The sequence below is a fragment of the Pseudomonas sp. CCI1.1 genome (assembly GCF_034348165.1).
GTDB lineage: Bacteria > Pseudomonadota > Gammaproteobacteria > Pseudomonadales > Pseudomonadaceae > Aquipseudomonas > Aquipseudomonas paracarnis.
This window is the reverse complement of sequence record NZ_CP133780.1, coordinates 2,089,204-2,101,046: the sequence shown is the minus strand read 5'-3', so window position 1 is coordinate 2,101,046 and position 11,843 is coordinate 2,089,204. Positions and strand designations below refer to the sequence as shown.

Sequence of the window (11,843 nt, the reverse complement as noted above, 5' to 3'; positions counted from 1 at the left end):
TATATTCCTTTTTGAGGTTTTTGCCGTGAACGAACAAAAACCGCGCAAGCGCCGGGGCGCCGGCCGCGTCACCCTCAATACCGTGGCGCGCCAGGCCGGGGTGTCGGCCATTACGGTGTCGCGTTACTTCAACCAACCTGAACAGGTGTCACCCGAGCGCCGTGAACGTATCGCCCAGGTAGTTGCGCAGTTGGGGTATGTGCCGAACCTGGTGGCCGGCGGGTTGGCCTCCGCGCGCGGCAAAATCGTTGCGATGGTGACTCCGAATATCTCGGGGCCGATTTTTGCCAATACGCTGCAGGGCTTCAGCGACACCCTCAGTCGTCACGGCTACCAGCTGTTGCTGGCCTCCAGCTATTTCAGCATCGAGCAGGAGGAAAGTGCGGTGCGCGCTTTTCTCGGTTGGTCGCCGGCAGCGCTGGTGCTGACCAGCCGCTTTCACAGCCCTGGCACCGAGAAGATGATCGCCGAGGCAGATATACCGATCGTCGAAACCTGGGACTACGTGCCGGAACGCGCGCCGTTGCAAGTGGGGTTTTCTCATTATGAAGTGGGCGTCACCGCCGCGCGCTACTTGCATGGCAAAGGCTATCGACGCATCGCCTTCGTACAAAACAGTGCAGTGGGCGACTTCAGCGCATTGGAGCGGCGCGATGGATTTACCGCGACCCTCTCCGAGTTGGGTGTGCACCCGTGGGTCTTTGTGCCGGACGCCGACCGTGCGCCCTTCGAAGCCGGCAAGCAAGCCATGGAAGCGCTGATGGGGCAGGCGATCACGCCCGACGCGATTTTCTTCGCCAATGACAACCTCGCCGCGGGCGGTTTGCTGGCCGGTCAACGCGCCGGGCTGAGCATCCCCCAGGACTGTGCCGTATTGGGTTTTGGCGATTACCCGTTTGCCCACATGTTGTTGCCCAGCCTCAGCACCCTCCAGCCACCCGCGTTGGAGATCGGTGTGCTCGCCGCCACACGCGTCCTGCAAAGTCTGGGTGTATTAGCAACCGATGAGGAAGTTGAGCGCTTGAATCTTTTGCACTGTCAGTTAATTGAACGAGAGAGCACCTGAACAACTTAATTATGGCTAAGTGCAACTAGTGGCTATTGGCTGTCAACGCTCTAAATCAGTGCATTTGGCAATGTTTTGTATTTAATTACCCCCTCGTCCGGAACTAGGGCTATAACTTCCAGTCGATACACCCGGCTAACGCCTGCCTGGGCTATGGCGAACTAATGGCATTGTTCGGTAGTTCTAAATAGCCATACTTTTCGCAACGTTAGATATTCCTCCTGAATTCATAGAATAAGCGCAACGCTTGAAACGAGAGGCAGAGAGCCAGCCACCGGTAGAATCCAGGCTCTCACACCGAAGGATTCAAGCGCAGATGACTACGCATTACCGGCAGCTGACTCAGGGACAACGTTACCAGATTGAGGCTGGCTTGAGCGCCGCAGAGAGCCAGGCGAGCATTGCAAAGCGGGTCGGCGTGCATCCCTCGACGATCAGTCGCGAGGTTCGCCGCAACAGCACCCAGAATATCTACAAGGCTGTTTCTGCGGCCCATGAAAGTGATGCTCGTCGAGCGGGTGCGCGCAAGTTTTGCAAGCCGGCGACATGGCTCAGCCATCATCTCCCGGTGTGGCTCAAGCATGGCATGAGTCCGGAGCAGATCGCCCAGCGGTTGAAGCAGGAGCAGCCAAGCCGGGCGGTCAGCCATGAGTGGATTTATCGGTTCATTGCCGCCGAACAGCGCGCCGGTGGTGAGCTTTATACCTATCTGCGACATCGCCGAAAGCGCTACCGGAAACGCTATGGAAGCCACGATCGGCGCGGGCAGCTGCGTAATCGCGTGTCAATCAGTGAACGCCCAGCCGAGGTCGAAAGCCGCGAGCGCCTGGGGGACTGGGAGGGCGATACGGTACATGGACTGGGCGGTAACCTGGTGACCCTGGTTGATCGCAAAAGCGGCTATCTGAGCGCCTATCCGGTCAAGCGCAGAACGCGCCGGCAGGTAACGCGGGCGATCAATCTGATGCTTCAGGGCCATGCCGCTCACACGCTGACGCTGGATAACGGAAGGGAGTTTGCCGGGCATGAACGCATCGCGCTACGGAGCCAGTGCCAGGTCTTTTTTGCAGACCCCTATTCATCCTGGCAACGTGGCACCAATGAAAACACCAACGGTCTGCTCCGCCAGTATTTCCCCAAGGGCAGCGACTTCAGCAAGCTGACCGTCGAAGCCGTCAATCGGACAGTAGCGAGGATCAATCTACGCCCGCGCAAGCGCTTGGGCTGGAAGACGCCGTACGAAGTGCATACAGGGGTGAGCGTTGCACTTATGTGTTGAATTCAGGGATTCTCAATTTTGAAACGGAAAGTTTAGTAATATCCGATGCGGGTATCTCTAAGGTGCATTCACGACCGATCTTGAAGGCGTTGCGACAGATACAAATGTCTCGTGCGCTGACGAAGGATGAGTTGGATGAAATACTCGCCGATAATGGCTTGAATGCAGCCAGTGCATTTGAGTTTCTGGAGAAAATAATTCCGTTCACGGCGGCTAAGGAGCTTTATTTTGAAAAGACTATAGTTGTGCATTCGTGGGAAGGGACTGCAGCGATTGAAGACTTATTTAGACAAGAGTTATCGGGTGTCGTAGAGTTTAAAGATTTTTCAAGTGATATAGTAAGTTCTTTAGCGGGGTTTAGATGTTTTATTGTGTTGTTATGCCATTCTTATGATTATGAGGGCCTGAAAAAAATACATTTTGACTTGGCAAAAATATCACCAGCTAGCGCTATTAGCGTTTGTTGGCCGATGGGCGGTTTTTTTTGCATCGGGCAACCTTATATCTCGGAGGTCGGAAACCCTTGTCATTTTTGTACCGTTGATAGACTTATTCATAATGAGTCAGTCAAACGGGTGAAAAACAACTGGGCATCGGCATTGGCGTTTTGTAAGAATGAACATGTCAATGTGCCCTTTAAGAAGTTAAGTTTGTATCAAGAGTTGGTGGTTATTGGTGCAATTATTAGCAATGTGAAGTTTTTTACTGAGAGCGGCGTATTGCGCAAGTATCATGATGATGTGTTGTGCTCCTCGTATGTGCAATTAAGTGACGGCAGAATATTTCAAGAGTCCAGTTCCCACTGGTATATCTGCGATTGCCTGGAGGTAAGGAAGTGAAAAATATTCCGCATGACTATTATTTTAGATTTATAGACCCTGCCGTCTATGAGGCAGTGCTTGATTTTCATAGTAAAGGCAACTTCACATTTCATACAGCGTTTCAACATTGCACTGGCCTCCATACACTGGACGAAGAACATCTGAGCCAGTTAACCGGGAATGAGCTCGTACTCTATCCTGATATGGGGCTAACGGTCAGCCTTGGATTGTCCGAGGAAGATAGGGCTGAATGCTTATACAGAAATGAATCATGCGAGAAGTTTTTGTCAGCGTCTCTGAACTTTGAAGTGCTTGAAAAGCTGGTGTCACCTCTTGTCTCTAGGAATGTCGGAGCACACAAACGTGGGTATCCGAGTGCAGGAGCACTTTACCCTGTTGAGATCTTCATTTGTTCACTCGATGAGAGTAATGCAGACTGGCCCATTAAAGAGCGCGTTTTGCACTTGCTTCCTAGTTCTAGGAGGTTTGAAGTGATGCAGGTGGATGTGGATTTTGAATATGTGAAGGCAGCTATAATGGGTTCGTCTGGAGAACAGCTTGGTTTTCCGAGTTTGGCTATTGTTTATTCAGTCTATATGCCTAAAAATATTTTCAAATATAGGTATCGTGGTTATCGCATGGCGCTTATGGAAGTTGGCTCTATTTATATGCTTGTGGAGATTCAAGCAAAAAAATTAGGACTTGCCTGCCGCCCGTGGTCTGCTTATACGGACTCCATGGTATGTAAGTTGCTGGGGGTTAACCCCGCTCTGTTTTTTCCTGTATGTATTCATTTAATAGGTAAGCAGCATGAAACTTGTTAATGCAATGCAGAAGCCGGATCTTCCTGGAGCATTATTGTTTCAACCTGCCGGACTGCTCTATTTACCAAATTCTGTAGAGGTGTCAGACGCTCTTTCAGTTAACGGGTCAGGGGTGGGCGGGGCGCACGCTCTATCAAAACTGCCTTGGGAGAGTATTTTGAAAGGCGTCATTTTTATAGAGAGGTTTTGTCGATAAAGCGCGGCTTTCTTAGTGACTCGTTGACGAGAGCTGAAGTTGATAGTTTTGCCAGCGCTCTTACACAGACGGCTTCAAGGCTGATATCAATTGAAGAGGTTATAAAACATCACTTCTCACTGACGCAAGTCATGAGAGCTTCTGATTTTTCTGAGTGCTTAATTCCCACTATATGTATTTCTCTTTCTGCGCACGGCCTCGAAAAGGATAATTTTTTATATCCGCTGAGAGACACCTGTGGGTGCAGCTTTTACTGGAACGTAGATATTGCGTTTTTAGGAGCTGTAAAAGAGTATCTTGAACGACAATTTCTACTGAGGTTTTGGCTGACTAAGCAGTGCCAAGCACTGTTCTCGCTCGGTAAAGTTGAGTGTCTGTTACGAGGGAGGAATGTTAAATATTTATATGATGCGCTAATATTTTCCGGTGAGGTTTCCATTTTCGATATTTCTGACAAACGTTTTCCTGGGGTTTGTTTGTTGGCGGTTTATGGCCAAAATGATGGTGATCGACATGTAAAGTATTGTGCGGGTATGTCCTATTCAGGTGACGTCGGCGAAGCGTTGGAAAAAGCGCTGCTTGAGCTGTGGCAAACTTATCGTTTTATGGATTTGTTTAAATCGATCGGGTCTGATGAGCGAAAAGTGGAGGATGACTATCTTCGCTATTTTATGACCTGTAATGAGTATGGTACCTATCGTGAAATAACCGATTATCTGGTTGCTGATGGTGACGATAGGGAGACCTCTTTGGAGTTTTCATTGGAGGTTTTTCTGTCGGTGCTTAACGGGTTGGGTGTGTCGGGTTATTTTTATTCTCGGCGCGCCAGGATTAATGGAGTTAATTGCGTCTTTGCAAAGTATGTTTCACCTGATCTGTTTCTTCATATGAATAATTCAAAAAACATAAATCTGAGAAATAGTTACTCAAAAAGCTTTGAGTCTTTAATATTTTCGTCTCGTCTGAACAAAATGGTGCCGTTTCCGTGAGGTGAGTTATGCATATCTACCCATTATCTAAGCCTTTCTTGCTGGCGAAGCTTTTTATCAAGGAACAATTGAAAGAGCCGGTCGCCCTGTTGTGGATCGTAATATCCCCAGTGGTAACCTTCTACTTGATTACTTACGCTGGGTACACTGGCGGAGAATCTTTACGTGACTACGCATCTGCCACTTCATGGTTTTACGCTTTCATCTCTTCAAGCGTTGCACTGTTTGGTTTGGCGTTTTATATAGTGGGGCGAAGGGAGAGTGGTTTTTTGCGTTCCTTTGTGTATACAAAGCGTACTAAGATCACCTTTCTCGCTGGGCAGTTTTTAGCGTACTCATTTATGTCGGTTATTTATTGCTCGGTGTTTTATGTGCTGACGCGGGGCTATTTTGGTTTGATGGCCCTGGAAGAGTGGTTGGTTATTGTTGGTCGTTTCTATATGTGTTTTTTGCTTTTCTCTACTCCGTCCTTATTGTTGACGCTGGTGCCCATAGGCTTTCAAAATACTAATACTCTTTTCTCCATATTATCAGTCTCTATGTTGGCGCTGGGTATCGGTAGCCTTAGCACCTCGTATTCACTATTTAACGTAATCGGTCTTTTTAATCCGATGGGGTGGGCCAATCGCCTGATGTTGGTGGGGGTAACCGGGTCCGCTACGTTGGTAGCGTCGATTTTAGGAATGATCATTGTCACAGGGTGGTTTGTGTTCCGATTTTTACTCATCAACCCCGTTTGGAGTCGGTACTGATGAAACGGCTAATCGTGGATGCACTGGACGTTAGGTACGGTCAGCATATTTTATTCAAGAGTGCCTCATTGGAAGTCGAGGCCGGCACAATGACAGGTTTGTTGGGGCCTAATGGTTCCGGAAAAACTACGTTTTTTGACGTAATCTGTGGCCTGAAGAAATTGAATGGCGGTGAAGTGCAACATTCATTTTCCAAGCTACTTTACCTGTCACAGATCATCGCAACGCCTCCAGTATTTCGAATGTTCGATGTTTTTAACATGATGATGCTTTTTTGCTCCGATACGCGCGTTACCCAGCGGCACGCTTTGGAAAAAATTGAAAAGTGGAGCCCTGGTATTGCTGAACGCTATTGCGAAATCTGGAAGAAGAAATCATCCCTTTGCAGCTATGGTGAAAAGCGCTGGTTTTTCACCTTGTCGTTATTGTCCGTTAACGCAGACCTTGTGATTTTGGATGAGCCCACAGCGGGGGTTGACCCGGAATTTCGGTACCACATTTGGCGGTGTCTGGAGGGCGCGGCGGCAGAGGGTGTGGCGATACTCGTGTCGTCGCATAACATTGACGAGATCGTCACTCACTGCGATGACTTTTACATGCTATGCCAACAACGCTTTAATCGGTTTTCCAATGCCGAGGGCTTTTTGAGCAGGTATGGCGGCAGTACTTTGGATGAGGCATTTATTCACGCTGCGAGCCTGCCCAGAACTTGAGATGTTGGTAGCTGTGTCTGAATGCTTGCGAGATGGGAACGGGTTTCTCCGCGATAGTGGTCCTCGATGGAGCTATCACCATAGCGAGCAAGCCCGACGCTTGTCAGTTGAGAGTGACCCGGTAACTGTGGCGAGGGAGCTTGCTCCCGTGACGGCCTGACAGCCGACATTGATCCAACTGATGCCCTGCGAACCCATGTGGGAGCTGGCTTGCCTGCGATGGCATCGACCCGGTTCGCCTGAGCTATCAAGGTATTTGCATCAATACCACTGTAGGAGCGAGCTTGCTCGCGAAAAACCTCAACGATAACGCGTGCCTCCTGAATAAACGCGGCGCCTGTGAGTTTTTCGCGAGCAAGCTCGCTCCTACAGAATACGAGCAAGCCCGCTTTTACATTTTAAGTTGTTGGCTTCAAAGGCTTCACGCACTCAATAGAGCGATCTACCGTCGTCTTGGCAATCTCCAACAAATGCCACACCGCCAGAATCTTCGCCCGTCCTGGGTTATCCAGCAGCTCGCCGCAATCGAGCGCCGTTGCCGAAGCGCTGTCGAGCAAGCTGGCGGTGTAGAGCAAGGCATCTTCAAAACTCAGATCGTCGTTGACGTTGTGGAAACCCTGGCTGGGTAGGTAATGGTCGATGGCGCGGTTGAACGCGGCACGGTCTTTTGCAGGATCGAGGGGTGGATCGGGTAGGACTTTATTCATGGTGTAGCTCCGCGTTGGATTAGGAGACGACACCCGTCGCGACTAAACGAGGGTGGCGGCTGTACGCAGGTTAGTCGACCGGCCCAACACGAAACATCCGGCGCACCCGAAGGTGCCCTACGCACAGCCACCATAAAACTCATGGAGACCATGCCGTGTTGGAAGATACGAGCGACTAAACCCGATCACTGATGAGCAGTGACGGACCGCAGACTAGCCACCGATTCCAACCGGCACAAGGCGGCGGGGATTGTCTCGGAAACGTCCTGCAATTTAAAGGGACACGGCTTGCTGGCCCTTTACAAACCATGACAAAAGCCAGCAAGTACAGTGCCTCAGCGTATCCCCGGAACAAACGCCACACTCCCTCCCTCACGCGCCCTGAACAACCGCTCCCCATTATCCGGCTGGGTCGTCACCATCTGATGATCCACCCCCAGAAACGCCAACGGCGTCGGCTCGTCCTTGGAATACTGCGTGACGATAATCGTGCGTTGCGGATCAAACCCCTGGCCGCTGGTTTTTTCCAACCAGGCCATGAACGCGACGCTGTTGCCCTGGCGCGGGAAGTCCTGGCTTTCGCTGACGTAGTAGAAAGGTTTACCGTGGTTTTGCAGGTACATGGGCAGCTTGTTGTCGACCTCTACCAGCACCAGTTGCCATTGGGTCCAGGGCGCGCTTTTCTCCGCCTGGGCTTGCAGGTCGGCGGCGAAGCGGGTAACGCCGCCGTTGCCATTTGTCCAAGGGTAGATCACGCCCAGCACCAGCAAGAGCAGGCCTGCGCTGAGGCCAAAGCCTGTTTGCCAGCGCGGCCAGCTCATCGGTTTTTTGCGCAGGCGTTCACTCAGCCACCAGGCGGCGAGCAGTTGGGCAAAGGGTACCAGCGGCAACACGTAGTAGCTGCGGCGGCTGCCGCTGACGGTGAAGAATACAAACAACAGGCCCAGGCCCCACACTAGCCAGCGTACGTTGGGCGGCGCCTTGCGCCAGTTGCGCACGGCCAGCCACAGGCCAAGTAACCAGCAGGGTGCCCAGGGCAGGGTGTAGACCGGCAAGTAGATCAGGTAGGTGTAGATCGGCCCCATATGGTCGAAGGGGTCGAAGAAGCGCACCACGTTTTCCCGGAACACCAGCTCCAGGCCGCTCTCGCCGTAAGTGGGGGCGCCGTAGCGGTGGGACAGTACAAAGGGAATCGCATACACCACGCCGGCGATGAGCAGGGCCAGCACCAGGCGCAGGTTGAGGTGGCGTTTGTAGCGGTGTTCGCTGAGCAAGTGTGGCAACAGCATCAGCGCCGGCAGCACCACACCGATCAAACCCTTGAACAGCGAGGTGGCGGCCAGCAACAGGAAAAACACCGTGTAGCGCCCCAGCCGCGTGTCATCCGGCCCACGCCAATACCACCACACCGCTGCCAGTACGCCACACACGGTGAGGACATCGGCGGTGGCCACGCGGGCCCAGAACAGGAAGTAGAAGGTGGTGGCGAGCATCCACCCGGCAATCAGCCCGGTGCCTTTGCGAAACAGGCGTTCACCGATCAGGTACACCAGCCAGATGCTCAACCATGCGGCAAGCACCGATGACAGGCGCAGCGACCAGGGGCCGAGGCCGCCCAGCAGGTGGGCAAACCCGGTAATCAGCCAATAGGAGGGCAGGGGTTTGTCGTAATACGGCGTGCCTTTGAGGTATGGGTCGAAGTAGTCACCGCTTTGCAGCATCTGCAAGGCGATATTCGCCCAGCGCGTTTCCGGCCCCCACAGGTCGCGGCTGCCCAGGCCCAGCAAGAGCAGCAAGGCCGAGGTGCCCAGCAGTAACACCAGGGCGCCGCGTTCGGTTTTCCAGAAGCTCATGGGGTGGTCCCTGTGGCAGGCGCTGCATTCAAGGTTGTTGGGGGTAAATCGTCAGCACCAGGTTGCCCTTGCGATAGCGTTTGCCGCCGGGGGGCAATTTCCCTTCTTCGCGATGTTCGCTGGTGCTCTTGACCTGCATTAGCACGCCGACCGGCCCGTGTTGGCGTGCCTCGACCAGCCAGGCCTGGACGCTGTCCGGCGTGACCTTGCGCTGTGCCGCGTCTTCGTAGTTCAAGCCGTAGCGCAGCTCGCCCTGGGTGTTATAAAACGCCACATCGGGCCGGCGCAGGCGCCAGGTCAAGGCCGATGCCAGGCCCAGGTCATTGCTTAGCAAAGCACGGGTAGGTTGCAGTTCGTCCAGATGTTCCAGCACGAATTGGTCGGGCATCTCGTTATCTTCGATCAGGGCCGGCATGCCCGCCGGTAGCAGGGCCACCAGCAAGCCAATGCCCAGGGCGGGCATCGCCCACAACGTCAACGGGCGCACCGCTTGCAGCAGGTTGGCGAGGATCCAGCCCAGCAGCACGATAAACGTCAGGGACAGGTTGAACATCTGCGCATGGCTATTGCCGTACAGCGGGCGGGTGATTTGCAGGTAAATCAGCGCAGCCATGGCCGTCATGCCGAGCACGAAATTGAGCGCGCCGTTGATGACCAGTGGGCGCGCCTTGCCTTGCTTGATCAGGTCGATCAAACCGTGGCCCATCAACAAGGCCAGGGGCAACAGGCACGGCATGATGTAGGTCGGCAATTTACCTTTGCTCAGGCTGAAAAAGCCCAGGGGCAGCAGCAGCCACAGCGCGAGAAAGGCAATCGCCGGCTGGCGCTTTTCCTGCCAGGTTTTTAGCAGGGTGCCGGGTAGCAAGGCGGCCCACGGCAGGCACGCCACCACCATGATCGGCAGGAAGAACCACAGCGGCCGCGCATGCTGTGCGTTGTCGGCGGCAAAGCGGCGGATATGCTCATGCCAGAAAAAGAAATGCCAGTAATCTGGTTCGCGCAGGTGGATCGCCAGGGCCCATGGCAGGCACACCAGCACGGCAACCAGCACCGCCAGCGGCCCGTAGCGCATCAACTCACCGACGCGACGCTGCCAGACCAGGTAGGGCACGGCGATCAGCACCGGCAACAGCCAGGCCAGGAAGCCCTTGGTCATGAACCCCATGGCGCAGGCCACCCCCAACACCGCCCAGGCACAGAGGCGTTCGCGTGGCGTGCGGCAGTCCAGGGCAAACCACAACGCCACCAGGCTCAGGTTCACCCACAGGGTGAATTGCGGGTCGAGGTTGGCATACCCGGCTTGCCCGGCTACCAGGCCAAAACTCAGGTAGAGCAGCGCGCAGGCAAAGCTCTTGCGCGGGTCATTCCACACGCGCCGGGCGAGCAGGTAGGCCAGCACCACGCTCAGGACTGTGCTCAGGACCGAGGCGATGCGCACACCGAACAGGTTTTCACCGAACACCGTCTGGCCGAGGGCGATGAGCCAATAGCCGGCGGCGGGCTTCTCGAAATAACGCACGCCCATGAAGTGCGGCGCCACCCAGTTGCCGCTCATCAGCATTTCCTGGCTGACCTGGGCGTAGCGGGTTTCGTCTGGCGTCCATAAACCGTGAAAGCCCAGGGGCAACAAGATGAACACGGCAACGCCCAGCAATAGCCAGGCCAGAGGGTTTACGCGGGGCATGCGCACATCGCTCTATAACGTTCAAGTACGGGCAATGGCGGTATTAACTTAATAGGGTGAAGCATCGTAAGGGTCACTAAGTAGTTGTAGGAAAACATAACTAACAGACGCGACTAAACATGCCAGAACAGGGCTGTCGTTTTGCTGAACACGTTGTGGCTTAATATGTAAACAAGTGTAATTAAAGTTGTTTGAGTGCGGCGGTCCACTCTTCGCTGTTCATGGTGCCCATGGCCTTGAAGGTGCCGTTGGGCAGCACCTTGACGAACAGTGCGCTGCCGTACTCTGCAGCGGCTGCGTGAGGGAAGCCCAGGCTGGTCTGGAAGTCGCTCATGCAGGCGCTGTGGGTGATCAGCATCAGGTTGCGTCCCGGCTGTTTGTGGCCGAGGATTTCATCGCCCATGGCGTCGCCGCAGATGGCCAGCGGGCCGGGGGACAGTTCGGTCTTGCCGAACATGAACAGTGACGTCTGCGCGGTTCGCGTGGTGGGGCTGCTGAGTACGTCGGTCAGGGCCATGCCCAATGAATCAAAGGCTTTGCCCAGTTCGACGGCGCGTTCAGTACCGTTGATGGTCAGGCCATCGGCAGGGCCGAAGCAGGGGTTGGCAGAGCGGTCGCAGCGCTCCTCATGGCGCACCAGCACCACCAGCTCACCCTCGCGCCAACTGGCGAGCACCCCGGAGGTCACCAGGCGATTGCCCACGCCCAGGTCCAGGGGCGAGCTGGGCCAGAATAAAAAGCCCGTCAACAACAAGGCGGTGACGCTGATGCCAAGCAGGTGCAGGCGGTATTTTCTCAGGCGTTTTAACCTTGACCTTTTGGGTTGGGGGTTGGCCAGGATCATGTCTGCCACGCGGTTCATCCTCGGCACTGTTTATTGTGTTTATAAAAAGGCTGCACGATTGGGCAGTTGCCCTTGGTGAGGCAGGAGACTGTCACAGCGCCGCTGTCTTTTTGCT

Annotated in this window: 11 protein-coding genes; 7 read left to right on the top strand and 4 right to left on the bottom strand. The window is 54.0% G+C overall.

All coding sequences use genetic code 11. The annotated features are described in order from the left end of the window. Positions 1 to 25: 25 nt before the first annotated feature. From RHM69_RS09010 to RHM69_RS08980, 7 genes are all read left to right on the top strand, one after another. The gene (locus RHM69_RS09010) at positions 26 to 1,066 is read left to right on the top strand and encodes a LacI family DNA-binding transcriptional regulator (RefSeq protein ID WP_014719118.1); all 1,041 of its coding nucleotides are present in this window, start codon (positions 26 to 28) and stop codon (positions 1,064 to 1,066) included. A gap of 316 nt (positions 1,067 to 1,382) precedes the next feature. Continuing rightward, positions 1,383 to 2,345: an IS30-like element ISPpu17 family transposase gene (locus tag RHM69_RS09005; protein WP_004577240.1), complete on the top strand. Its 963-nt coding sequence runs from the start codon at positions 1,383 to 1,385 to the stop codon at positions 2,343 to 2,345. Beyond that, positions 2,339 to 3,184, top strand: a complete 846-nt coding sequence (locus tag RHM69_RS09000; protein WP_322255492.1) for an McbB family protein — start codon at positions 2,339 to 2,341, stop codon at positions 3,182 to 3,184. Before RHM69_RS09005 ends, RHM69_RS09000 begins: the two co-directional genes overlap by 7 nt. Beyond that, positions 3,181 to 3,990, top strand: a complete 810-nt coding sequence (locus RHM69_RS08995) for a SagB/ThcOx family dehydrogenase (protein WP_200599316.1) — start codon at positions 3,181 to 3,183, stop codon at positions 3,988 to 3,990. Before RHM69_RS09000 ends, RHM69_RS08995 begins: the two co-directional genes overlap by 4 nt. A 144-nt stretch (positions 3,991 to 4,134) precedes the next feature. After that, positions 4,135 to 5,175 carry a YcaO-like family protein gene (locus RHM69_RS08990; RefSeq protein ID WP_322255491.1) on the top strand — a complete coding sequence of 347 codons (1,041 nt, stop codon included), beginning with the start codon at positions 4,135 to 4,137 and terminating at the stop codon, positions 5,173 to 5,175. A gap of 8 nt (positions 5,176 to 5,183) precedes the next feature. Then, positions 5,184 to 5,927 carry an ABC transporter permease gene (locus RHM69_RS08985; protein ID WP_200599312.1) on the top strand — a complete coding sequence of 248 codons (744 nt, stop codon included), beginning with the start codon at positions 5,184 to 5,186 and terminating at the stop codon, positions 5,925 to 5,927. Continuing rightward, positions 5,927 to 6,640 (top strand): AAA family ATPase, encoded by a 714-nt coding sequence (locus tag RHM69_RS08980; RefSeq protein ID WP_200599310.1) that lies wholly within the window; start codon positions 5,927 to 5,929, stop codon positions 6,638 to 6,640. The genes RHM69_RS08985 and RHM69_RS08980 overlap by 1 nt, the downstream gene beginning before the upstream one ends. Positions 6,641 to 7,038: 398 nt before the next feature. Here RHM69_RS08980 and RHM69_RS08975 read toward each other — a convergent pair whose 3' ends face one another. From RHM69_RS08975 to RHM69_RS08960, 4 genes are all read right to left on the bottom strand, one after another. Beyond that, the gene (locus RHM69_RS08975) at positions 7,039 to 7,347 is read right to left on the bottom strand and encodes a DUF6124 family protein (protein ID WP_014719058.1); all 309 of its coding nucleotides are present in this window, start codon (positions 7,345 to 7,347) and stop codon (positions 7,039 to 7,041) included. Positions 7,348 to 7,682: 335 nt separating this feature from the next. Beyond that, on the bottom strand, positions 7,683 to 9,200 hold the full coding sequence (locus RHM69_RS08970) for an ArnT family glycosyltransferase (RefSeq protein ID WP_200599308.1): 1,518 nt from the start codon (positions 9,198 to 9,200) through the stop codon (positions 7,683 to 7,685). A 28-nt stretch (positions 9,201 to 9,228) separates the two neighbouring features. Beyond that, positions 9,229 to 10,884: a lipid IV(A) 4-amino-4-deoxy-L-arabinosyltransferase gene (gene arnT / locus RHM69_RS08965; protein ID WP_200599306.1), complete on the bottom strand. Its 1,656-nt coding sequence runs from the start codon at positions 10,882 to 10,884 to the stop codon at positions 9,229 to 9,231. 181 nt (positions 10,885 to 11,065) lie between these two features. After that, positions 11,066 to 11,746 carry a histidine phosphatase family protein gene (locus tag RHM69_RS08960; protein WP_200599304.1) on the bottom strand — a complete coding sequence of 227 codons (681 nt, stop codon included), beginning with the start codon at positions 11,744 to 11,746 and terminating at the stop codon, positions 11,066 to 11,068. Positions 11,747 to 11,843 lie beyond the last annotated feature (97 nt).

Coding starts and splice junctions, on each gene's coding strand:
- RHM69_RS08960 (WP_200599304.1), bottom strand. CDS start 11,746: ATGAACCGCGTGGCAGACATGATCCTGGCCAACCCCCAACCCAAAAGG.
- arnT (WP_200599306.1), bottom strand. CDS start 10,884: ATGCCCCGCGTAAACCCTCTGGCCTGGCTATTGCTGGGCGTTGCCGTG.
- RHM69_RS08970 (WP_200599308.1), bottom strand. CDS start 9,200: ATGAGCTTCTGGAAAACCGAACGCGGCGCCCTGGTGTTACTGCTGGGC.
- RHM69_RS08975 (WP_014719058.1), bottom strand. CDS start 7,347: ATGAATAAAGTCCTACCCGATCCACCCCTCGATCCTGCAAAAGACCGT.
- RHM69_RS09005 (WP_004577240.1), top strand. CDS start 1,383: ATGACTACGCATTACCGGCAGCTGACTCAGGGACAACGTTACCAGATT.
- RHM69_RS08980 (WP_200599310.1), top strand. CDS start 5,927: ATGAAACGGCTAATCGTGGATGCACTGGACGTTAGGTACGGTCAGCAT.
- RHM69_RS08985 (WP_200599312.1), top strand. CDS start 5,184: ATGCATATCTACCCATTATCTAAGCCTTTCTTGCTGGCGAAGCTTTTT.